Source organism: Asticcacaulis tiandongensis (assembly GCF_006475605.1).
GTDB classification, from domain to species: Bacteria; Pseudomonadota; Alphaproteobacteria; order Caulobacterales; family Caulobacteraceae; genus Asticcacaulis; species Asticcacaulis tiandongensis.
This window is the reverse complement of the sequence record NZ_SSBC01000010.1, coordinates 323,096-346,830: the sequence shown is the minus strand read 5'-3', so window position 1 is coordinate 346,830 and position 23,735 is coordinate 323,096. Positions and strand designations below refer to the sequence as shown.

Annotated in this window: 20 protein-coding genes and 1 tRNA gene; 5 read left to right on the top strand and 16 right to left on the bottom strand. The window is 55.9% G+C overall.

The window, feature by feature from the left end; genetic code table 11:
- The first annotated feature begins 89 nt into the window (after positions 1–89).
- Positions 90–1,013 carry an AEC family transporter gene (locus E5201_RS05655; RefSeq protein WP_140985044.1) on the top strand — a complete coding sequence of 308 codons (924 nt, stop codon included), beginning with the start codon at positions 90–92 and terminating at the stop codon, positions 1,011–1,013.
- 1 nt (position 1,014) lies between these two features.
- Here E5201_RS05655 and E5201_RS05650 read toward each other — a convergent pair whose 3' ends face one another.
- Positions 1,015–1,635 (bottom strand): GyrI-like domain-containing protein, encoded by a 621-nt coding sequence (locus E5201_RS05650; RefSeq protein ID WP_140985042.1) that lies wholly within the window; start codon positions 1,633–1,635, stop codon positions 1,015–1,017.
- Between the two features lie 281 nt (positions 1,636–1,916).
- Here E5201_RS05650 and E5201_RS05645 point away from each other — a divergent pair, with 281 nt between their 5' ends.
- Positions 1,917–2,492 (top strand): TMEM165/GDT1 family protein, encoded by a 576-nt coding sequence (locus tag E5201_RS05645; RefSeq protein WP_140985040.1) that lies wholly within the window; start codon positions 1,917–1,919, stop codon positions 2,490–2,492.
- A gap of 27 nt (positions 2,493–2,519) precedes the next feature.
- Here the strand turns inward: E5201_RS05645 and E5201_RS05640 are convergent, their stop codons facing one another.
- The 5 genes from E5201_RS05640 to E5201_RS05620 form a co-directional block, all read right to left on the bottom strand.
- The gene (locus tag E5201_RS05640) at positions 2,520–3,299 is read right to left on the bottom strand and encodes a glucose 1-dehydrogenase (RefSeq protein WP_140985038.1); all 780 of its coding nucleotides are present in this window, start codon (positions 3,297–3,299) and stop codon (positions 2,520–2,522) included.
- Between the two features lie 11 nt (positions 3,300–3,310).
- Positions 3,311–5,950, bottom strand: a complete 2,640-nt coding sequence (gene alaS / locus E5201_RS05635; protein WP_140985036.1) for an alanine--tRNA ligase — start codon at positions 5,948–5,950, stop codon at positions 3,311–3,313.
- Positions 5,951–6,119: 169 nt separating this feature from the next.
- Complete coding sequence (gene recA / locus E5201_RS05630) at positions 6,120–7,193, bottom strand: recombinase RecA (RefSeq protein WP_140985034.1); 1,074 nt, start codon at positions 7,191–7,193, stop codon at positions 6,120–6,122.
- A 172-nt stretch (positions 7,194–7,365) separates the two neighbouring features.
- The gene (gene typA / locus E5201_RS05625; RefSeq protein ID WP_140985032.1) at positions 7,366–9,201 is read right to left on the bottom strand and encodes a translational GTPase TypA; all 1,836 of its coding nucleotides are present in this window, start codon (positions 9,199–9,201) and stop codon (positions 7,366–7,368) included.
- Positions 9,202–9,527: 326 nt separating this feature from the next.
- Positions 9,528–11,174 carry an ATP-dependent nuclease gene (locus tag E5201_RS05620; protein WP_140985031.1) on the bottom strand — a complete coding sequence of 549 codons (1,647 nt, stop codon included), beginning with the start codon at positions 11,172–11,174 and terminating at the stop codon, positions 9,528–9,530.
- Between the two features lie 602 nt (positions 11,175–11,776).
- Here E5201_RS05620 and E5201_RS05610 point away from each other — a divergent pair.
- On the top strand, positions 11,777–12,067 hold the full coding sequence (locus E5201_RS05610) for a nucleotidyltransferase family protein (protein ID WP_140985029.1): 291 nt from the start codon (positions 11,777–11,779) through the stop codon (positions 12,065–12,067).
- Positions 12,068–12,116: 49 nt separating this feature from the next.
- Here the strand turns inward: E5201_RS05610 and E5201_RS05605 are convergent, their stop codons facing one another.
- Both E5201_RS05605 and E5201_RS05600 read right to left on the bottom strand, forming a co-directional pair.
- Positions 12,117–12,623, bottom strand: a complete 507-nt coding sequence (locus E5201_RS05605) for a DUF4844 domain-containing protein (RefSeq protein WP_140985028.1) — start codon at positions 12,621–12,623, stop codon at positions 12,117–12,119.
- A gap of 69 nt (positions 12,624–12,692) precedes the next feature.
- Entirely contained in the window at positions 12,693–13,166 is a 474-nt protein-coding gene (locus E5201_RS05600) for a VOC family protein (protein ID WP_140985026.1), read from the bottom strand.
- A 243-nt stretch (positions 13,167–13,409) separates the two neighbouring features.
- Between E5201_RS05600 and E5201_RS05595 the strand changes: the two genes are divergently transcribed.
- The gene (locus E5201_RS05595; protein WP_140985025.1) at positions 13,410–13,961 is read left to right on the top strand and encodes a hypothetical protein; all 552 of its coding nucleotides are present in this window, start codon (positions 13,410–13,412) and stop codon (positions 13,959–13,961) included.
- 105 nt (positions 13,962–14,066) lie between these two features.
- On the opposite strand, the gene E5201_RS05590 is transcribed toward E5201_RS05595, so the two are convergent.
- The 7 genes from E5201_RS05590 to E5201_RS05560 form a co-directional block, all read right to left on the bottom strand.
- A tRNA-Pro gene (locus tag E5201_RS05590) sits at positions 14,067–14,143 on the bottom strand.
- A 117-nt stretch (positions 14,144–14,260) separates the two neighbouring features.
- Positions 14,261–14,734, bottom strand: a complete 474-nt coding sequence (locus E5201_RS05585) for a MerR family transcriptional regulator (protein ID WP_140985024.1) — start codon at positions 14,732–14,734, stop codon at positions 14,261–14,263.
- A 3-nt stretch (positions 14,735–14,737) separates the two neighbouring features.
- Positions 14,738–15,043, bottom strand: a complete 306-nt coding sequence (locus tag E5201_RS05580) for an integration host factor subunit alpha (RefSeq protein WP_140985022.1) — start codon at positions 15,041–15,043, stop codon at positions 14,738–14,740.
- Between the two features lie 111 nt (positions 15,044–15,154).
- Positions 15,155–16,132: a beta-ketoacyl-ACP synthase III gene (locus E5201_RS05575; RefSeq protein WP_140985020.1), complete on the bottom strand. Its 978-nt coding sequence runs from the start codon at positions 16,130–16,132 to the stop codon at positions 15,155–15,157.
- Positions 16,133–16,134: 2 nt separating this feature from the next.
- Positions 16,135–17,214: a phosphate acyltransferase PlsX gene (plsX, locus tag E5201_RS05570; RefSeq protein ID WP_281280207.1), complete on the bottom strand. Its 1,080-nt coding sequence runs from the start codon at positions 17,212–17,214 to the stop codon at positions 16,135–16,137.
- 154 nt (positions 17,215–17,368) lie between these two features.
- Positions 17,369–17,917, bottom strand: coding sequence for a DUF177 domain-containing protein (locus tag E5201_RS05565; RefSeq protein ID WP_140985019.1), 549 nt, complete (start codon positions 17,915–17,917; stop codon positions 17,369–17,371).
- 3 nt (positions 17,918–17,920) lie between these two features.
- The gene (locus E5201_RS05560) at positions 17,921–18,532 is read right to left on the bottom strand and encodes a ubiquinol-cytochrome C chaperone family protein (RefSeq protein ID WP_140985018.1); all 612 of its coding nucleotides are present in this window, start codon (positions 18,530–18,532) and stop codon (positions 17,921–17,923) included.
- Between the two features lie 155 nt (positions 18,533–18,687).
- Here E5201_RS05560 and bamE point away from each other — a divergent pair, with 155 nt between their 5' ends.
- Positions 18,688–19,176: an outer membrane protein assembly factor BamE domain-containing protein gene (gene bamE / locus E5201_RS05555; RefSeq protein WP_140985017.1), complete on the top strand. Its 489-nt coding sequence runs from the start codon at positions 18,688–18,690 to the stop codon at positions 19,174–19,176.
- A 318-nt stretch (positions 19,177–19,494) separates the two neighbouring features.
- Here the strand turns inward: bamE and rpoC are convergent, their stop codons facing one another.
- Positions 19,495–23,676, bottom strand: coding sequence for a DNA-directed RNA polymerase subunit beta' (gene rpoC / locus E5201_RS05550; RefSeq protein ID WP_140985015.1), 4,182 nt, complete (start codon positions 23,674–23,676; stop codon positions 19,495–19,497).
- Positions 23,677–23,735 lie beyond the last annotated feature (59 nt).

Here is a 23,735-nt window from a genome sequence, read left to right as displayed (position 1 = left end):
CACACTTTTCAGAATGCGCTATTTACCTTGTCGCGCATTTTGATCTGAAAAGCTCTTCACACTTTTCAGAATGCGCTATAGGACGACGCATGTTTGACAGCCTGAGCCGCGTTCTCCTTTTTTTCAGCTTTGTCGGTCTCGGCATTGTGCTGGTCAGGCTTGGGCGCCTGAAATCCGAAGGCCTCGATGGCTTAAGCGCCTATTTCTACTGGCTGGGCTTCCCCGCCTATCTCATCCATGCCTTTTCCCATACAGCCCCGCTAACCCTGACATCGGTCAAATGGCTTGGCGTCTATGGTTTGGGCTTTCTGATCACCGGCCTGTTGTGTTTCCTCACCGTCCGCAAACTCGAGGGCACCACAGGTGACGCCAGCGGTGTCGGCATGGCCGCCTTCATTTCCAACTCGGCTTTTCTCGGCCTGCCCATAGCTACCGGCCTGTTTGGCGCAGGCGTACGCGATATCGGCCCGGTCTTTTTTATCGCCGATTTCCTGATCCTGTTCTTTATCGGTTGCGCAGCCCTGTCGATGGCGGGCGGCAAGGGCACAGGCTTTGCCCTGAAACAAACCGCGCGCAACCCGACGGTGATCGGCAGCCTGACCGGCCTCGCCATCCTGTTTTCCGGCATCACCTTGCCCCCCATGCTTGATCAGGCCCTGAATATTATGGGTCAATCTTCGGTGCCTGTGGCACTGGTCGCGCTCGGCGGTATGCTCGGCCTGATGCCGGCTTCCAAACTCCTGAGCCTCAACCGTCTCAACAGCATCGCCGTTGTCGGCAAACTTCTTCTCGCGCCCGCCCTGATCGCGCTACTGATGTGGGCCTTCGGCGCACCACCGCTTGTCCTCAAAACCGCCGTCCTTTTGTCCGCCTGCCCTACCGCCGTCAGCGTCTTCATTCAGGCCCGCATGTACGGCCTGTGGTACGAAGGCGCAGCCATTTCCATCGCCCAGAGCACCCTTCTGTCTCTGCTCACCCTGTCCGGTCTGGCCATTGTCCTGACGGCTTTCTGAACTAAAACGGCCTCACGGGCTGACGTAAAAGGGTCTTGAGCTTACGGGCTTCCGTCTTGCGCGGGTCGCTCAGATAAATCTCATGATGCGGGCCATTAAACGTCAGCCCTGCCTGCGGCATGACCTCATGATGCAATCTGGCCAGCAGTGGCCCTTCATCATCATAGCTGCCGACATGCAGGGCCTGAAGCGCCTCCCCTTCCGCATAAATCTCAAGACGTAAACTTTCCGGCGGCCTCGCTCCCTCGCGCTTCAGAGCCACGCGTCTTACCGCCTCAGCAAACATTTCATCCGTGATAAAATCGGGCGCCATGATCATCATCGTCCAGCGCCACATATCCTTTTGTCGTGTCAAGAAATGCGCAGGGTCATCCGCCCACCAGAGCCCTTCAAGCGGCGGCACAACATAATCCCGCCCAAAGCCTGTCTTTGCCGCAAATTTCAGGCTAAAACTCACTCCATAAAGCCACACAACGGCATCCCTGTATGCCGGTGACGTATTTGGGTCTCCCTCGCCATCCACCTTCAGAAACTGCATCGACGGCACCTTAACCGACACAAACCTGTCCACGGGCGCACTAAAAAGCGGCTTCAGCGTCTTTTTGTAATCGATCTTTTCCATCTCACCCCTGCTTCGGTAAATACCGGTAAAAACCCTAACATCCCTTGACCCCTGTGCAACAGGTGGCTAGAAACACGCCCATCCCTAGGGGAGTAACCGCGTCGGGCCAAGCACCCGATGGATAAGGTCAACATACTTGTCCGGCATGGACATGGCCTTATCGCTCTGATGTCTTATGACTTCAGGATCAGGTGAGACCTGCGATCTGCCTTGTCGCCAAAGATTGGCCGCGACAGTGCGGATTGTTGTGTCTGACCTTTGGCCGATCCTGATTGCACCCTATGCCCCCCTATCTCGATGCCTTCCTGAATTCCACACTTCTGGTGGCCGTCTCTGAAATCGGCGACAAGACGCAGATTCTGGCCCTGATCCTCGCTGCCCGATACCGCAAATCCGTACCCATAATATGGGGCATATTCATTGCGACCCTGGCAAATCACGCTTTAGCAGCATGGGCCGGACATTTTATCTCCGGCCTTGGTGTTACGGATTATTTGCCCTGGCTTGTGGCCATTGCGTTCATCGTTCTGGGCTTATGGATACTCATCCCCGATAAGGTCGATGATGACGAAACCCCGAAACGCGATTTTGGCCCCTTCCTGACCACCCTCGTAGCGTTTTTCCTCGCTGAAATGGGCGATAAGACCCAGATTGCGACGGTCTTTCTCGGGGCTAAATACGATGCCCTGTTTGCGGTTATCCTCGGCACCACGATCGGCATGATGATCGCCAATGTGCCCGCCGTCCTGTTCGGCGATAAACTCCTGTCGCGCATACCTATGCAATGGGTACGTTACACAGCCTCGGTTCTGTTCATAGGCTTTGGCCTCTTCAGCCTGTGGCAAGTACTCAGTTAATCGGGGCGCGGGACGGCACTTTCCGCCCTATTTAGGCGAAGAGGCCGTCCCCGCCAGGACCCCACCGTCAATATTGAACTCGGAACCGGTAATAAAGGTCGCTTCATCAGAGGCCAGTAATAAAACCACAGCCGCCACTTCATCAGGGCGTCCGAACCGGTGCAAGGGCGTACCCGCGGCCACCGCTTCCCTGTCGGCCTCGTCCTTAAGCATGGCTTCCCACATCGGCGTAAGGATTGCCGCCGGATGTACGGAGTTACAGCGGATATTCAGCTTTTGCTCAGCACAATAAAGCGCCACTGTCTTGGTGTGATTACGCACCGCTGCCTTGGACGCCGCATAAGCCGCCTGATGCGGTATGCCTACCAATCCTGATCGTGACGACATATTGATTATGGAGCCGCCATTGGGTTTCATCACCCGAATGGCGTGCTTACAGCCCAGAAACACCCCGTCCAGATTAACCCGCATGACCCGTCGCCAATCCTCAAGCGAGGTATGTTCGGGATCATTCGGCACCCCATTGCCGCGGCCCGTGATGCCGGCATTATTGACCAGAATATCCAGACGGCCGAACTCCGCAATGACATCATCCAGCGTCTTTGCCCATTGAGTCTCTTCGGACACATCCAGATGACGATAAATCGCCGCCGCGCCAATATCCGCCGCCAGAGCTTCCCCGTCATCCGGATCAATATCGGTGATGATAACCCGGGCACCTTCATTGGCAAAAGACCTGACTATGGCCTCTCCAATACCCTGCGCCCCGCCGGTGACTAACGCTACCTTGTTATGCAACCGGCCCATATCATCTCCTTTTAAACCAAAGCGGCCCTTATAGCCTCAAGCCCGGCCTCAGCCTTTGACGCATCCGGCGCACCACCTTGCGCAAAATCAGGCTTGCCACCCGCCCCCTGCCCCCCAAGAGCAATCACCGCAGCCTTAGCCAACTCCGCCGCATTGAACCGGCCCACCAGATCAGGTGTAATCGCCACCGTCACCGCCGCCTTGCCCTCAAGCACACCCACAAGCGCGACAATACCAGACCCGACCTGCTTTTTGAAATCCTCCGCAAGGGGCCGAAGATCTTTACCGCCTACGCCCTCAAGCACACGGGCAATCAGCTTAACGCCATTGACCTCTTCAGGGCCGGAAGCCGCCCCACCGCCGCCCACCGCCAGTGCTCGCTTGGCTTCCGCCAGTTCTTTCTCCAGACGCTTGCGCTCATTGACCAGCGCCTCAACCCGCGCGCCAACCTGCGCCACCGGCACCTTGAACTGATCCGCCAGAGCCCTTGCCACACCGGCCTGTTCCAGCAAATACTGACGCGCTGCCTCCCCGGTCAGGGCTTCAATCCGGCGCACACCCGCCGCAATGCCACTTTCCGAGACGATCTTAAACAGCGCAATATCACCGGTGCGGGCAACATGCGTCCCGCCACACAACTCCACCGAGAACCGGCCTTCGCCCTCAAGCGCATGCCCAAGCGTCAGAACACGCACTTCCTCGCCATACTTCTCACCAAACAACGCCACCGCACCGGCTTCAATCGCCGCCTCAGGGGCCATCAATTCGGTCCGCGCCGCCTCATTTTGCAAAATGACCGCATTGACCTCAGCCTCAAGACGCTCGATCTCTTCCGGAGACAAAGGTGCGCCATGACTAAAGTCAAAACGCATGCGCTCGGCATCAACCAGTTGCCCCTTCTGCGCCACATGCGGGCCAAGTACCCGTTTCAAAGCGGCATGCAGCAGGTGCGCCGCCGAGTGATTGGAGCGCGTGGTCGTGCGCTTGTCACCATCGACCTCCAGATGCACCAGATCACCTACCGCCAGAATACCATCCGTGATTTCCACATGGTGCACATACAGGTCACCGGCCTGTTTCTGCGTATCCACAATCCGGCCTTCGCCACCCTGCCAGCTTAAGCGGCCCGTATCACCGGCCTGCCCGCCGCCCTCGGCATAGAAGGGGGTGCGATCAAACACGACCTGCAACGCCTCACCCACCAGACCTTCGGAAACGCTTTCGCCATCACGCACAATAACACGGGCATGGGCCTGCGCCCCCAGATGCTCATAGCCGACAAATTCCGTCGCGCCGACCTGATCACGCAGACCAAACCATTCCGTCGCAACAAACTTTTCACCGGAACCCGTCCAGTTGGCGCGTGCGCGGTTACGCTGCGCTTCCATAGCGGTTTCAAAACCATCGACATCCACGGTCAACCCCTTGGCCCGAACCGCATCCTGCGTCAGATCAAGCGGGAAGCCATAGGTGTCATAAAGCTTGAAAGCTGTTTCGCCCGCCAACATACCACCTTCGGCAAGGTTACGCGTCGCATCATCCAACAGGTTCATGCCACGACCCAGGGTGCGACGGAAGCGCTCTTCTTCCTGACGCAGGGTTTCGACAATCGTCGCTTCCGCACGCTTGAGTTCACCGTAATGATCGCCCATTTCGCGCACCAGCACAGGTGCCAGACGCGGCAGCAGCGGAGTCTCGGCCCCCAGCAGATAGGCATGGCGCATGGCCCGACGCATGATCCGGCGCAGCACATAGCCGCGACCTTCATTCGATGGCGTCACCCCGTCGGCAATCAGGAAGCTTGTAGAACGCAAGTGATCAGCAATAACGCGATGTGACGGCAAGGCCTCACCCTCAGCGGCCACACCCGTTTCAGACACACTGGCAGAAATCAGGTTACGGAACAGATCAACATCATAGTTGTTATGTACGCCCTGCATGACCGCTGCCACGCGCTCAAGGCCCATGCCCGTATCAATCGACGGCTTCGGCAGGTTCAGGCGTGTCCCGTCTTCCTGTTGATCATACTGCATGAACACGAGGTTCCAGATTTCGACGAACCGGTCACCATCCTCTTCCGGTGTTCCCGGAGGGCCACCCCAGATATGATCGCCATGATCATAGAAGATTTCGGTACACGGGCCACAGGGGCCGGTATCCCCCATGCTCCAGAAATTGTCAGCCCCCGCGATCCGCGCAATCCGCGACTCAGGCAGGCCGGCAATCTTCTTCCAAAGCGCAAACGCTTCGTCATCATCCACATAGACCGTCGCCATCAACCGGTCAGGATTAAGTCCATATTCCTTCGTAACCAGCTTCCAGGCATGCTCAATCGCCTCCGCCTTGAAATAGTCCCCGAACGAGAAATTGCCGAGCATTTCAAAGAAGGTGTGGTGACGTGCCGTATAGCCGACATTATCCAGATCGTTATGCTTGCCACCTGCCCGCACCACCTTCTGCGCCGTCGTCGCCCGCTTGTAGGGACGCGTCTCTGCACCGGTAAAGACATTCTTGAATGGCACCATGCCCGCATTGGTGAACATGAGTGTCGGATCATTCTGCGGCACCAGCGAGGATGACGAAACGACTTCGTGGCCATTGGCAGCAAAGTAGTCCAGAAAAGTCTTACGGATATCGTTTAAGGAAGGCATGGGACTCCGGAGGGCTCAACGCGTTTGCCACAAGGCGCAACTGACAGATTCAGCCGTATATAAAGGGGCCTGAGAGCAATCGCAAAGACCTTTGATGCAGAGCGGATATTTTTTACAAATAAGGCGCTTTTCCATCATGGGAAAAACGCCTTACTGTGTTCAAAACGACCTATTCGTCGCCATCGCCATCAACTTCAGGCGTCCCGAGCAATTCCTCCGAAAGCACACCCGACTTGGAACGAACCGCGTTTTCGATCTCCGCCGTCATTTCGGGATTGGCCTTCAGGAACTCACGGGCATTTTCCCGTCCCTGCCCAATACGGGTCGAATTATAGGAATACCAGGAACCGGATTTTTCAATAATACCGCCCTTGACCCCAAGGTCGATGATTTCCCCAAGCTTGGAAATACCTTCGCCATAAAGAATATCGAACTCGACCTCACGGAACGGCGGCGCCACCTTGTTCTTGACAACCTTGACGCGGGTGCTGTTGCCCATCACCTCATCACGCACCTTAATGGCACCGGTGCGGCGAATATCCAGACGTACCGAGGCATAGAACTTCAGCGCATTACCACCGGTCGTCGTCTCAGGCGATCCATACATCACACCAATTTTCATACGTATCTGGTTGATGAAAATGACAATACATTTCGACTTGGAAATCGAGCCGGTAAGCTTACGCAGAGCCTGAGACATCAGGCGCGCCTGAAGACCAGGCAGGCTGTCGCCCATATCGCCTTCGATTTCAGCCCGCGGCGTCAAGGCGGCCACCGAATCGACCACGACGATATCCACCGCGCCCGACCGCACCAGCGTATCGGTAATCTCAAGCGCCTGCTCACCATTATCAGGCTGCGACACCAGCAGATTATCGAGATTCACCCCCAGTTTCTGGGCATAGGTCGGATCAAGCGCATGCTCCGCGTCGACAAAGGCCGCTGTCCCGCCCGCTTTTTGAATTTCGGCCACCGTATGCAGGGCCAGAGTCGTCTTACCTGACGATTCCGGGCCATAGATTTCAATGACACGCCCTTTGGGCAGGCCACCAATACCCAGCGCAATATCAAGCCCGAGTGAACCAGTGGATACCGATTCAATTTCGACCACCTTGCCGCCTGTGCCCAGTTTCATAACCGAACCCTTACCGAAGGCACGGTCGATCTGCGCCAGCGCCGATTCAAGGGCGCGTTGTTTTTCTGCGTCGTCTTTTGCCACGAGTTTCAATACCGCCTGAGACATAACCAAACCCTCCTATGTCACGATTCCCACCCCGAAGGTCTATCCCTCATCGTGAATCTCCGGGTTTTAGTCGTACCCCATTTGTTCCAAGTTCGCAATATGTTCTCAAAAATAATTTCCCCCCCCATCACACACCATAAAAAAACGGCCCCGTTTCCGGAGCCGCTTAATCCTAGTCCACCTTTTCGCGACGCTTGCGGAAAGTCGGGTTCAGGGTCTTCTTACGCAGACGGATGTTCTTCGGTGTAACTTCCACCAGTTCATCGTCCTCGATATAGGCAATCGCCTGCTCAAGGGTCATGCGGCGCGGCGGCGTCAGGCGGATCGACTCGTCCTTACCCGAAGCGCGCACGTTGGTAAGCTGCTTGGCCTTCATCGGGTTGACATCGAGGTCATCCGAACGTGAGTTCTCACCGATGATCATGCCCATATAGGTCTTCTCACCCGCATTGACGAACATAGTCCCGCGCTCTTCGAGGTTCCACAGCGCATAGGCCGCCGTTTCGCCGTCCGAGTTAGAGATCAGCACGCCCTTACGCTGCTGGTCGATCGGGCCCTTATAGCCTTCATAGTGGCTGAACACACGGTTCAACACACCCGAACCACGCGTATCGGTCAGGAACTCGCCCTGATAACCGATCAGCGACCGCGAAGGCGACTTGAGGGTGATACGGGTCTTGCCCGCGCCCGAAGGCCCCATGTCCTTCAGTTCAGCCTTACGCGCCGACAGCTTTTCGATCACGATACCGGTATAGTCATCGTCCACGTCGATCATGACGTCTTCGATAGGCTCCATACGCTCACCCGTCTCAGGGTCCTGCTGGAAGACCACGCGCGGACGCGAGATCGCGACTTCAAAGCCCTCGCGGCGCATGTTTTCAATCAGAACGCCCAGCTGAAGTTCACCACGACCGGCAACTTCATAAGCGTCTTTTTCAGCCGTTTCCGTGACGCGGATAGCCACGTTGGACTCAGCTTCCTTCAACAGGCGATCACGAATGATACGCGACTGAACCTTGTCACCTTCACGACCGGCCAGCGGCGAGTCGTTAACCGAAACGGTCATCGAGATGGTCGGCGGATCAATCGGTTGCGCCGGCAGCGCATCCGTCAGCGACATGTCACACAGCGTATCGGCAACCGTTGCCTTAGCCAGACCCGCAATAGCCACGATGTCACCAGCTTCGGCACCTTCGTCAATCGGCTGACGCTTCAGGCCGCGGAAAGCCAGCACCTTGGTGATACGGCCGCGCTCGATTTCGTTACCGTCACGATCCAGCGCCTTGATGGCCAGACCCGGCACCGCCTTACCCGAAGCAATACGGCCGGTCAGAATACGCCCGAGGAACGGATCGGATTCGATCAGCACCGACAGCATCTGGAAAGGCTCGTTGACCTTCTCGACCACCTTTGGCGCAGGCACGTGATCGACAATAAGGTCGAACAAAGGCGCCAGATTATCGGACGGCTGATTAAGATCGAGCGTCGCCCAGCCCGAACGGCCCGAGGCATAGATGTGCGGGAAATCGAGTTGTTCTTCGGTCGCGCCCATAGCGGCGAACAGATCGAAGGCTTCGTTGTGCACGCGGTCAGGATCGGCGTGAGCGCGGTCAACCTTGTTGATACACAGGATCGGACGCAGGCCGAGCTTCAAAGCCTTACCGAGCACGAACTTGGTTTGCGGCATGACGCCTTCTTCGGCGTCCACAAGGATGACGCAGCCGTCAACCATGCCCAGAATACGCTCAACTTCACCACCGAAGTCAGCGTGACCTGGGGTGTCGATGATGTTGATGCGGGTTTCACCGGCCTTGCCGTTCCACAGAACGGACGTACACTTGGCCAGAATGGTAATGCCGCGCTCACGTTCCTGATCATTGGAGTCCATAGCGCGTTCGACGGTCGCTTCGTTGGCTCGGAAAACGCCGGACTGGGCCAGAAGGGCGTCGACGAGCGTTGTTTTACCATGGTCAACGTGGGCGATAATGGCGATATTGCGTAAGTTCATGTGACTCCGGGGGCACCTTGGGTTTCGGTAAGAACCTGTTCTTTTCCAACGAAAAAAGGGCCTTTCGCTTTCGCGCACCACAAAAGGGATGCCCGACAGGAGGCCCAGAAAAGAAGCAATTCTGAGTGGATTTCGCGCGCTCTATAAACGAATCGAGACCATAAAGCCACCCCTGCCCCGCATTTTTTCGCAGATGCGGGAGGAGAAGGTTTATGAGACGTTCGGAAACTGTAAGTCAGATTTGCGCCCAATGCGGATCTTGGCGGTGGGCTACGATGAAACACCAAAAACAGACATTCCGGACTGTTCTGGACGCAAGTCTACACTTAAGTCCCCTTTCGACCCGCGTCTTTGATCCATCCAACAACCTTTTCAATGAACGCCCATACGTCATCCGTTCCCGCCTTGACGTAATCCTCTGCCACGGGATCGCCGCCTAGTCGTTCAAGCATCGCTATGGTCCAATCTGTTTTCTTACCAGGCACATTTAAATTTGGCAGCCAGTCCTCCAGCTCACCGCGTCGCACTGTAAACACGCCATATTTTTCGAGGCTGCTAAAAAACTCATCTGCGGCCGCTAGCTTATCGCCTTCTAATATTTCCAGACCGCCATCGTTTTTCATGTCCTTACCGGACTCTTTTAGGGCTTGGAGCACTGAAGCACGCTGCTGCCCCAACCCGATATGGAGCATTTCCGGCATTTTGGCTCCTGTCAGCCAGTCTGTAAAAACCTTGCCTCCATCTTTCACGATATCAATGTCAGGAATGGCCGCCGCTGGAACACCAAATTCCCTCAATGGCCCCATGATGTCCTTGATGGTTTGCTTGTTCTGTGCGTTTACGAATAGAATTGAGGGATAACCGGAGCGCCCTTCTGACAGGCGATAATAAATCTCCGAGTAAAATGCACGATCGTTATCTGACTCTAGGATCACGACACCATCGTGAAACAAGGCGGAAATCACGTTCGCGCTCCGCATCAAGGGACGCTTTAGGAAGCCCTCAAGTACCTTATGATTGATTACGCGTGCGCGTGACTTACCGTTGCTATATTCGAGGCGAACCACCTGAACAGGCGTTGAACCTTGAACGCAGCCCATTAAAAAATCCGAGCTGTGTGTAGATGCCATTAGAATACCATCGCGCTCACCAGCGATCTCGCTTAAGTTCTTACCTAGTTTTCGCGCCAGCGGCGGATGGAGAAACGCTTCGGGCTCGTCGATCAAAATTGTATGAAATTCACCTGAACAGACGGCCGTGACGATACCCGTAAATGCTTGAACACCGTCACTCGCATCCTTAATGTGGATGGCCTCAGAGAAAAACTTCCGTGCTTCCGCGTTCAGGGATTGCTCATCTGTAAGCACCGGTTTCGTGGAAAGCCTGACCCTTAGCTGTCCAAGATTTGTTGGATCGATAACGAAATTGAGATCAAAAGCTTCATTGACGAGCTTTCTAACCTTACGCCTCGTCGGATCATCCTGAAACAAATGAGCCAAGGTATTCTGGGGCGGGCCGAGAAGATCTTCTCCTAATTGGTCATTAGTCAGATTGAACCGGGATCGTCCATCCAGCCTTAACACACCCCATTTGAGATATTGATTCATCAGATAATGTTTATTAGATCTGATTTTTACTTGGGATCTAAAGGATTCCTCGTGGATGTGGTGGACCTCTCTTCCCCCTTGGCTAATCCGCGCCATTTCAACATGCCCAGTGGGTACTTGTTTCGAGGATCGAATACTGTTTTTTGTTATGGACAGATTTACCTGTTCTATCGTGGGCCACGAGACCTGAAAGTCTTTCAAAATTATAGATTTAAGTGGCCCTTGGAATAGGCTGAAGGCTTCCTCAATTTCTTTGAGGACAAGGCTCTTTCCTGAATTATTAGGACCGACGAACACCGTAATACCTTTCGTGGGCAATACGAGCTTACCGGTCTCGGTGAAATTCAGTTCAATTGACTCAAGCATACTTCCCCCGATTATCACACTGGTGCATATCTACCGCTAGATAGAGGTGCCCTTTTCCGAACAGAACAAGTTATATTGTCTTTTTGGTATTTCAAGGCAATGATTCGAGGTTGTAATATCCGCCATAAGGCGCGCAGGTGGTGAGGCGGTTCGTAGTTGATCTCCGAATTTACGAAAGCGTTGTCGAAATCCCCGCTAATAGCGCTGGCAATCATTGTACTACCCAAGACTGCTTCGCATTGACGACGGTGTGGATTAACAACGACGGGTAGCTTAACACTCTTGGTGAAGAGGCTCACATCGCGACGCCAATAAATGTGCGGCCCGTTACTTCCAAGCGGTAGCTGACGCGGAATGGAGCTAGGAAGTCAATGGAATATAGCTCCGCCGTAGCGCTGCAAGCATGTCCACTTTTCGCGCTTTGAACAAATGTGTGAATGTAGCCTTAGGGCTATTACGCGCCCCCATATCCTAACCCCGCACAGCCGCCTCGATCTTGGCGACATCGATCTTGTGCATCTGCATCATGGCCTCAAAGACGCGTCGCGCCACCTCACACGACAGATTGCCACCTGCGCCATGATTGGGTACATTCCATACCCATGAAGCCGTCTGACGCCTTAAACCTTAACCGCAGAAGTATCCGACGCCTCACTGAGCGCTTCGGGCTCAAAAATCCGCGTGTTTTCGGCTCAGTCCTCAAAGGCACCGATAAGGAAACCAGCGACCTCGACCTTCTGGTTGAGCCACGCCCTGAAACCACCCTGTTTGATATCTGCGGCCTTCAGGTCGAACTTGAGGAACAACTGGGGGTGCGTGTCGAAGTTCTCACCCCTGACGACCTGCCCCCGCGCTTCCGCGATCAGGTCGTCCGCGAAGCCGTCGCCATATGACTGCCCGCGATAGCCGTTTAGTCTGAGCCTGACCTAAGCCCTTATCACACTACAGGATACGACGCGGCTGATCTGAAGCCGTCCAACCCGGCGGAAGCGGCTCTCCATACCCTTCAGGCAATGTATAATAAGAGCCGTAATTGAAATGACCTATCGCCCCCTTAAACCCTATAATGTACCAGACTTCCCGAAAATAATCATAGGCACGGTCACGGTCTGCCGTTTCCAGCCACGCCACGGACTTGATCCCCTTACCAATATGGTCTGATGTCTCTTTTGCAGAAACCTTGTCATTTGGCATGGCCAGAACGCCATCAATAAGGGCATGAATAGCCGCATTGGCTATCCTCTCATCCTCAGGCGTTGCCATGCCCGTGTACATATCATCAGCGGCAAACTTCTTTTCCGAACGCAAGCGCTTGAGCAACGCACGCTTTTCAGCCGTAAGGTAAACCACCTCGTCAGAAGCGATTTGCGTTGCATCTGTCATTCTGAACGCCCCAAGCCCTATGACCCCTGCTATCAGCGCGATGATTACAATAACCGCTATCCGCATAGTCGATCCCCCGTTTACCCTCAGCACATTACCTGAACCTCACGCTTTCACAAAGCAGTTCTAAAAGACCTAACCCCGCACCGCCGCCTCGATCTTGGCGACATCAATCTTCTGCATCTGCATCATGGCCTCAAAGGCGCGTCGCGCCACCTCGCCACCTTGCGCCAGCGCTTCGGTCAGTACACGCGGCGTAATCTGCCAGGACAGGCCCCATTTGTCCTTGCACCAGCCGCATTCACTCTCAACACCGCCATTGCCGACAATCGCGTTCCAGTACCGGTCGGTTTCCGCCTGATCTTCGGTGGCAATCTGAAACGAAAAGGCTTCCGATTGCGGGAAGATATCCCCGCCATTAAGCCCGATACAGGCCACACCGCACACCGTAAATTGCACCGTCAGCACATCACCGGCCCTACCACCCGGAAAATCCGCAGGCGCCCGAAACACCGCATCGACCGAACTGTCCGGAAAGGTCTCGGCATAAAACCGCGCCGCCGCTTCCGCATCGTTGTTGTACCACAGGCAAATCGTATTCTTGCTCATCACGTCCTCCTTTTGGTTATCCGACACTTCCCCACCAAAACCGGACATCATTAAGGCAAAAAATCATACCTCCCCAATTCATTGGGGAGGGGGACCGCGCCGGTTTACCGGCGGGGTGGTGGGGTATCTTCCAGTCCCCCCTTCATGGGGCGGGGGCAAAACCGGCCTGCCGTGGGTGGCTCTTTTTTCGCATTTTCCCACCCGTTTTACCCCCGTTTTCGCATCTCACCCTATGATAATCCCATGGCTATGAACCCACGGACACCGCAACAGTTGACTCCCGAAGACCGCAGAGCACGCCTGTGCGCCTTTGCCGACCGGATGCTCATCTGTGCCGAGAACATGGCCCCTCCCGAAGACATGCTTGAGCTGGAACGCGCCGTGCGCGTCGCGACCCTCATTGAACGCATCTATGCGCGTGTTCACCTTACCGAAGTCAGGGCACCCGCTCTCGCCGGTGAGCACCTGATGAACCGCCTTAAGCTTCAGGAAGACAAACACTATGTGCGCACCGTGCTCAAAAGAACGCCTGAACTGAAACCCGTCAGGGCCTTAAGCACTGCGGCTGCGGTCCCTGCAAAAGCCCCAATAGCGGGCGAAACCTTCAACGATGACGATTTGCTGGCCCTGCACGCGCTGCTGATGCCATTTGCGCCTCAGGCAACGCCGTTACGCGCCCCCTCTTTTCAGACTCCTGAAAATCCGCTACGGCAGAGAGATAAGCCCGAAAAACGGGTGCTCTCAGGATTGCCGTCTACATGTCAACCGCAGCCGCCCCCACCTCGAAGCCCGTAAATTCACCGGCTCAGGTTCTGCTTGCCAGCCTTGACCATGCAACCGCATTACCCACCCTAATTAAAAAAGGGACGCCCTTAAAAGGACATCCCTTTTTTAATTAAATGGTCGGAGCGACAGGATTCGAACCTGCGACCCCTTGACCCCCAGTCAAGTGCGCTACCAGGCTGCGCCACGCTCCGACATCTGTTCAAATATATGAAGCAGAGGACGGCGCTTATAGAGAGGAAACCGCCCCCCCGCAATAGCGGAAAAGCCTTTTTCCACCCAAAACCGTAAAACTTTCCGCACGCTGAGGCTTAAGACGAATGCCGACCGATGTGCCGCCCCAAAAGCGCCTGCGCGATCTCAAGATTTCGCGCAATCTCCAGAAACTGCGCCCGCGTCTCGTCCCCGAGCGCCTGAATACGTGCCTCACTGAACACGACTCCTTCAGGCGTCTCTGCAACCGGTTCCGGCTGAACTGACGAGCCCCGAACCGGCTCAACCTCAGGCGCGACAGCCCCCTTGTATGCCACCACCAGCGCCTTCAGACCTTCCTCGGCATAGAGCTTCTGCACGCCACGGATCGTATAACCCTGATCATGCAGCAAAGCCTTTACACCCGCCAGAACCTCAACGTCCTGCGGGCGATAAAACCGTCGTCCGCCTGCACGTTTCGTTGGCGTGATAAAAGAGAATTTGGTTTCCCAAAAACGCAGCACATGCTGAGGCACGTCCAGAGTTTCAGCGACCTCGGAAATCGTGCGAAAGGCTAAGGGGCCCTTTGACACGTCCTACTCACCTGCCCCTGCATCAACACGGGCTTTCATGATTTGCGAAGCGCGGAATGAAATCACCTTGCGCGGATCAATGGCCGCAGGCTTACCCGTCTTTGGGTTCCGTCCGACGCGGGCGTTTTTCTCACGCACCTGAAACACACCAAAGCCAGACAGCTTGACGGTTTCGCCTTTTTCGAGCGACTCAATCACCAGATCAAGCGTGCGCTCGACCAGAGCCGCACATTCCTGACGGGGCAACCCCAGATCATTATGGACACTTTCGAAAAGTTCTGCCCGCGTTAAGGTAGGCCCCTTGCTCATCATCCACTCCCGTTAGAGTCATGCAACCCGAACAGGATACGCATTTTTTCCCGTTCGCGTCAAAGACTTATGCGCGTCACATCATCAAATATCAGAGAAGACACAAAATCTCTAAACCCGGATGGCCGCCGCAGCCCATGTCAAACCGCCCCCCAGCGCCTCGATGAGCACCAGATCACCGGTCTTGATCCGACCGTCTTTCGTCGCCTCATACCAGGCCAGCGGAATAGACGCCGCCGAGGTATTGGCATGGTTAGCCACCGTGGACACCACCTTGGCCCGATCAAGCCCCAGCTTGTCCGCTACGCCATCAAGGATACGCTGATTGGCCTGATGCGGCACAAACCAGTCCACATCGTCATGGGTGATACCGGCCTTTTCAATGGCTGCCTCGGTGGCCTGCGCGATTTTCTGCACGGCGTGACGGAAAATCTGATTCCCGACCATACGTATCTTGCCGATGTGGTTGTTATTTTCGAACACGCCGCCATCAACATACAAAAGATCGGTCTTGGTACCGTCGCACTGCAGGTCAAAGCTGAGAATGCCGCGATCCGCAGACGTCCCCTGCCCTTCAACCGGCTCAAGCACCACGGCACCCGCCCCGTCCCCGAACAGGATACAGGTGCCCCGATCCGTATAATCGATGATCCGGCTCATGACCTCAGCCCCGATCACCAGCGCCGCTTTGGACAATCCGCGCGCCACGAAACCGTCAGCTACACTTAAGGCATAGACAAAGCCCGAACAGACCGCCTGAACGTCAAAGGCAGCGCCCTTGGCACCCATCTTTGCCTGCACGATCGACGCCGTAGACGGAAAGGTCATGTCGGGCGTCGTCGTCGCGACAATGATCAGATCAATGTCAGAAATATCACGCCCCGACGCCGCCAGCGCCACCTTGGCCGCCTCTACCGCCAGATCACTGGTGACCTGACCTTCGGCCGCCTTATGGCGCTGCTTTATACCGGTGCGTTCGACAATCCATTCGTCAGACGTATCGACCATGCGCGTGAAGTCAGCATTGGTCAGAACCTGCTCGGGAAGATATCCCCCGATGCCCGTCACAGCTGTACGTATCACACTCATGCTCACGATACCTTTTCGTCCGCCCGTTCAGCCACTTCGGCTGTTTCGGCCATGGATTGCCTGACCTGCGCCAGAGCGCTGCGAATGTCGTTCACGTAATTGGATGCCGCCAGCGAAATCGCCACCGACACCGCATTGGAATAGGCCCAGGCCTCAGCCCCGCCGTGGCTTTTGACCACAATCCCATTCAGCCCCAGAAGCGGCCCGCCATTAGCCTGACCGGGATCAACCCGACGCGCCATTTTCTTTAGCGCCGGTGCCGCCAGAAGCGCGCCCAGCATAGCCAGAGGTGATGACTTTAATGCGTCCTTAAACAGATTTTTGACAAACCGCGCCGTACCTTCGGCGGTTTTCAGGGCGATATTACCGGTAAAACCGTCCGTCACCACGACATCGGTCGTCCCGAGCGCAATATCATCGCCCTCGACAAAGCCATGATAATTGATACCGAAGCCACCTTCCCGCAGAAGGCGATGGGCTTCACGCACCTCTTCATGGCCTTTCACATCTTCCGAACCGACATTCAGCAGGCCCACGGTTGGCTTATCGACACCGCGCACCGCGCGATGGAAAGCCGTGCCCATGACGGCAAATTCAATCAGTTGCTGCGCATCCGACGTCACATTGGCCCCGACATCAAGCACCGTGCCCATGCCCTTGAGATTCGGCCAGCCACAGGCAATCGCCGGGCGCTCAAGATCCGGCGCCATCATCTTGAGGATCATTTTCGACAGCGCCATCAACGCGCCAGTATTGCCCGCAGACACAACCGCACTGGCCTCACCGGACTTGACGGCGGCAATGGCCATAAACAGGCTGGTGCCCTTACGACGCAGCGCCTGCGCTGGCTTTTCATTCATCGCCACAGACTGATCTGTATGCACGATGCGGCTGATCGCCTTAAGCGCCGGATAGCGCGCCAGTTCAGGCGCAATCAGGGCTTCGTCACCATGAAACTGAAAGCCCAGGCCGGCGATATTTTCGCGCTCAAGCGCCTGCGCCGCGCCAGCAACCGTGACACGCGGGCCATGATCTCCCCCCATGGCGTCAATGGCTATGACCACACCCTCCGTTTTTTTCACGGATGGGCGCAGACTATCGGAGGGTTCAGACGTATTTTCAGATGACGAAGACAAAGGAAACGCTCAAAACCTCTCACAACGGAAAACCGTGATAACAATGCTGTGAAACACCTATTCATAAGAAAACGCAACGGAAAAACGCGTTTCCCGATGGTTAGTCGTTGGGCTTTAACTGCGACAGCACCGCGAACGGTGACGGTTCCGGCGCGACATCAGGCTCCTCGAATACCGCACCCGGTTTGCGCGCAAAGGGATCATAGGCCTCTCCCAGCGCTTCAATGACATATTGCCCGATATCGATCTGACCATTTTCAATACGATCCGGCTCATCAAGATCATCAAGGCTCAGTTCCTGCTCAGGCTCATCGCCCTCAGCCGACCGGCGCTTTTCCACCAGCGCACAGACCACATCAATGTCAGCCTCAATTTCGTGACGGAACAGATCAAGCGTCACCCCACATTCCTGCGAGACCTCGGCCTTTACCGCGACGCTGACGACCACCACCTCGCCCCGATTGCCTTGCGTGCTGCGGGTTTTTATACGCGCCTCAAGGTGATGCAACTCACTCATGCCAAAGCCCTCGGCAATGACCTTAAGCCGCGCCGTATCGGCCCCAAGCGTCAGATCAAGCCCGCGCGCGGCTTCATCGAAACGCACCGTATGCGGCCACAATGGCGAATCAGGTGTCTGGGTATCAGTCATGGCTTAAGCCTCTGCGTTAAGATGTGATGTTTCGCTGACCGGCGGCCAGTCCGTCTGCAACCAGTCAGCCTGACCGGTCAGCAAACGCGACGGCTCAATGCCTGAGCGTATACGTGTAATATAGTGGCTAAAGGCCTCCGCCCAAAGGGGACGCCGCGAATCAGCCTCTTCTTCGTCCCCAACGGCATACACCGTGCGCAGCAGGTAATCAGTCTGCACAGCATGGTCACCGCCCTGATCCCAGATATCGATCCAGGCATGCAAACGCGCATTGACGGTTTCCGTCAGTTTCTTCATCTTCTTTGGTACAGTCAGGTCACCCACCCCCTGCTCACGCAAGGTGTTGTCCAGCGCCAGAAGAAACGCATCAAACAAAGCCTGAGCCGTTTCCTTACGCTGCTCGTCATCGGCCTCGGCCCGCAATATGCCAATAAGAATCAGCACATGGACGGTCAGCACCTCAAACCGCGCCCCGATCTCGTCCTTGACGCCATAATCGGTGAAAAGACGTACATCACGCGCCTGAGCCACCGTCTGGGCATAGAGCGTACGGCCAATCGCATCCGATGGACGGGGCTTAAGCCCGATAATGGCCTTCATTAGCTTGTCGAGCATGATGCGAACCTGTAAACTGACTTGCAAAGCACATATAAATATGGCCTTCATTCAGCCTTAACTATGCAGTAAGTGCCTTAAGTGCAATGCGAAAAGTGTGAAGCGCTTAAAGTGTTTCGCGTGCTGTACAGGTCAAACCCCGCCTATGGATTAATATGAAAAAGCTGTCGTCTCTTCTGCCCCTCAGTCTTGCTGCCCTCTTAGGCCTGAGCGCCGCTGCCTGCGCGCCTACCATGTCACGTCAGGGCTATCTGGCTATCGAAGCGGACCCGGCCAAGGACATCAAGGTTGGCGAAGACACGCAAACCTCGGTACGCACAAAATTCGGCTCCCCCTCTCAGGTCGCCACCTATGATCCGGGCATCTGGTACTATATTAGCCAGAGCAATATGAAGATGACCTATAAGCCGACCACCGTGACCGCCCGCAGCGTCACAGTTGTCGAATTTGATCGTGACACGCAGGTCGTCAAGGAAGTTCGCAACCTGTCACTGGCCGATGGCCGTGACTTTGCCCTCAACCCCAACAAGACTCCGACCCGTGGCCGCGAACTGACCGCGTTGGAACAGATTCTCGGTAACGTCGGCCGTCAGACCATCGTCAACGAAGAAGACCAGCTGGGTGGCCAACGCCGCCGCGAGTAGGCAGGGTGCTAGCACCCTGCACCCGTTTGCCCCGAGGTGTGGGGCTTCTTCCATGATTAAAAAAGCTCCGAAACTTCCTCGGAGCTTTTTTGTTGTCTTCATCCTCCCCTGAAAGCGGCGGAGGGGGCATCTCTCCTCCCTACGCTTGCGTGGGGAGGTGGCTCGGCGCTTTAGCGACGAGACGGAGGGGTATAAACCCAATCGCCCCATACGCTTTCCCCCTTCCAATTACCCACAAAAAAACCTCCGCAGTTGCCTGCGGAGGTTTTTTTCATATAACCGGCCCCACATACCTCGGGGCTAACGGGTGCAGGGCTATTAGCCCTGCGGCCCCTCAAGCAGAACTTCTGCCGGCAACGGTTCCATAGCTTCTTCACGCTGGTGCGCCAGAGCTTCGTCACGCTTGGTGGCGATACGCTGGAGCGAGCGCAGATAGGCACCCGTACCTGCCGGAATCAGACGACCGACGATTACGTTTTCCTTGAGGCCGTCGAGCGTATCGATCTTGCCGTTGACCGAAGCCTCGGTAAGAACGCGCGTCGTCTCCTGGAACGAAGCCGCCGAAATGAAGCTGCGCGTTTGCAGCGATGCCTTGGTGATCCCGAGCAGAACCGGCTGCGTAAGTGCCGGACGGCCCCCACGACGCTCGGCCTTAAGGTTTTCGAGGTCAACTTCCGGCTTGTCGAGGTGATCACCCTTGATCAGGCCAGTATCGCCCGGCTCAAGGATTTCGACCTTTTGCAGCATCTGACGCACGATGACTTCGATGTGCTTGTCGTTGATCGGCACGCCTTGCAGGCGGTAAACTTCCTGCACTTCGTTGACCAAATACTCAGCCAGAGCCTCAACACCCTGAATACGCAGCAGATCATGCGGATCTGGGTTACCGTCGATGATATAGTCACCCTTCTGGATGATATCGCCGTCATGGACGGAGATATGCTTACCCTTAGGGATCAGGAACTCGACGGCTTCACCACCATCTTCCGGCGTGATCTTGATGCGGCGCTTGTTCTTGTAGTCGCGACCAAATTCTACGCGGCCATCCATTTCGGCGATGACGGCGCAATCCTTCGGACGACGGGCTTCAAACAGTTCAGCAACGCGCGGCAGACCACCGGTGATGTCGCGGGTCTTGGCACCTTCTGTCGGGATACGGGCGATGATTTCACCGGGGCGAACCTCATCACCGTTACCGACCGACAAGATAGCCCCGACCGGCAACAGGTAGCGGGCTTCCGCACCACTGGCCAGACGCAGGTAAGCCCCATCGGCATCAATAATGCCCATGGTCGGACGCAGTTCCTGTGCCTTGGAGGCGGCACGGAAATCAACAACGACGCGGTTGGTGATGCCGGTGGCTTCGTCGGTTTCCTCACGGACGGACTGACCGTCATTAAGGTCTTCGAAGCGAACCTTACCACCCACTTCGGTGATGATCGGGTTGGTATAGGGGTCCCACTCGGCCAGACGCTGGCCTTTTTTGACCTCGTTACCCGCCTCAACGCGCAGACGCGAACCATAAGGTACCTTATAGGATTCACGATCCTTGCCATCATGATGGATAGTGATGATCAGGTTACGGCTCATGGAGATCAGATCGCCATGCGAACCGCGAACGGTCGGCGCCGTATTGAGCTTCACCACACCGTCAGAGGTGGTTTCGTAGAAGGACTGTTCAGCCACCTGAGCCGTACCACCAATGTGGAAGGTACGCATGGTCAGCTGGGTTCCAGGTTCACCGATAGACTGAGCGGCGATAACACCGACCGCTTCACCCATGTTGACGCGGGTACCGCGGGCAAGGTCACGACCATAACAGGCCGCGCAGGTACCTTGTTCGGCTTCACAGGTCAGTACCGAACGTACCTTGACCGACTGAACGCCCGAAGCGTCAATGGCATCGACAACATTTTCGTCAATATAGGTATCGGCAGGCACCACGACTTCACCGGTAGCGACGTCCTTGATGTCTTCCGCAGCCGTACGACCCAGAACGCGCGCGCCCAGAGACACCAGCACATCACCGCCTTCGACCACAGCGCGCAGCGTAATGCCACGTGTCGTGCCGCAGTCTTCTTCCATGATGATACAGTCTTGTGCCACGTCCACCAGACGGCGGGTCAGGTAACCGGAGTTAGCGGTCTTCAACGCGGTATCCGCAAGGCCCTTACGCGCCCCGTGGGTCGAGTTGAAGTATTCCAGAACCGACAGGCCTTCCTTGAAGTTCGAGATGATCGGCGTTTCGATGATCTCGCCCGAAGGCTTGGCCATCAGACCGCGCATACCCCCCAGCTGCTTCATCTGGGCCTGAGAACCACGAGCCCCTGAGTTGGCCATCATATAGATCGAGTTGATCTCTTTTTCGCGGCCATCTTCATGCAGGTGCTTACGGCTGATTTCCTTCATCATTTCGTCGGAAACGCGATCGGTCGCCTTCGACCAGGCATCAACCACCTTGTTGTACTTCTCACCCTTGGTGATCAGACCGTCGGCATATTGCTGCTCGTATTCTTCAACCAGCTTACGGGTTTCTTCAACGATCCCCTTCTTGGTTTCAGGGATAACAATGTCGTCCTTACCGAACGAGATACCGGCGCGCGCCGCTTCCTTGAAGCCCAGAGCCATGATCTGGTCAGCAAAGATCACCGTCGCCTTCTGGCCGCAGTGGCGATAAACCACGTCGATCAGGTTACCGATTTCCTTCTTGGTCAGGTTCTTCTCAAGAACCTTGAGGCCAATCGAAGCGTGACGCGGCAGAAGCGCAGCAATTTTCATGCGGCCCGGTGTCGTATCAACAACGCGGGTGCGGGTGACGCCGTCAGGGTCCACTTCGGTGAAGCGGCACTTGACCTTGGCATGCATCGACACCACAGCAGCATCGAGAGCCGACTGAATTTCGTTCAGGTCGGCAAAGATCATGCCTTCGCCCTGCTCGTTGTCCTTAACCAGCGACAGGTAATAGAGACCCAGCACGATATCCTGCGAAGGCACGATGATCGGCTTGCCGTTGGCAGGCGACAGGATGTTGTTGGTCGACATCATCAGGACGCGGGCTTCAAGCTGGGCTTCAAGCGACAGCGGTACGTGCACAGCCATCTGGTCGCCGTCGAAGTCGGCGTTAAAGGCCGAACAGACGAGCGGGTGCAGACGGATCGCCTTACCTTCGATCAGCTTAGGCTCAAAGGCCTGAATGCCAAGACGGTGAAGCGTCGGTGCGCGGTTCAGCATCACCGGATGTTCGCGGATAACCTCTTCGAGGATATCCCAGACCTGAGGCTGTTCGCGCTCAACCATACGCTTGGATTGCTTGACGGTACCCGACAGGCCCTTGGCATCCAGACGCGCATAGATGAATGGCTTGAACAGTTCCAGAGCCATCTTCTTCGGCAGACCGCACTCGTGCAGTTTCAGTTCAGGTCCAACTGTAATAACCGAACGACCGGAATAGTCGACGCGCTTGCCGAGCAGGTTCTGACGGAAACGACCCTGCTTACCCTTAAGCATGTCAGCCAGAGACTTGAGCGGACGCTTGTTGGCACCGGTGATGACACGGCCACGACGACCGTTGTCGAACAGGGCGTCAACCGATTCCTGAAGCATACGCTTTTCGTTGCGGATAATGATGTCCGGCGCACGCAGTTCCATCAGACGCTTCAAACGGTTGTTCCGGTTGATAACGCGACGGTACAGATCGTTGAGGTCGGAGGTGGCGAAACGACCACCATCCAGCGGCACCAGCGGACGCAGTTCCGGCGGGATCACCGGCACAACCGTCAGCACCATCCACTCAGGCTTGTTGCCGGACTCAAGGAAGGCTTCGATCAGCTTAAGACGCTTGGACGCCTTCTTGGCCTTGATTTCCGAAGGATTATCCGCCAGTTCCGCGCGCAGCTTGTCGGCAACCTCATTGAGGTTCATGCCCATCAGCATGTTGCGGATGGCTTCAGCACCGATTTCAGCCGTGAAGCTGTCGTCGCCGAATTCTTCCTGATAGCGATAATATTCGTCTTCGCTCAGAAGCTGGTTCAGCTTCAAAGGTGTCAGGCCAGGCTCTGTGACGATATAGTTTTCAAAGTACAGAACGCGCTCAACGTCCTTCAGTGCCATGTCGAGGAACATGGAGATACGCGAAGGCAGAGACTTCAGGAACCAGATGTGGGCAACCGGCGACGCCAGTTCGATGTGGCCCATGCGCTCACGACGCACGCGGCTGAGCGTAACTTCGACACCACACTTTTCACAGATGATGCCCTTGTACTTCATGCGCTTGTACTTGCCGCACAGGCATTCGTAATCCTTGGTCGGGCCAAAGATACGCGCACAGAACAGACCATCACGCTCAGGCTTGAACGTACGATAGTTGATGGTTTCCGGCTTCTTGATTTCACCGAACGACCACGAGAGAATTTTCTCAGGTGCCGCCAGTGTGATGCGGATCTGGTCGAAGGTCGGGGCGACCTGTACCGGATTAAAGATATTGAGGACTTCCTGGTTCATTCCAGTGACTCCATGTGCGCCTAGGCGCCTAAAAATTCAGCAGATAGTGGCGGAGGGTT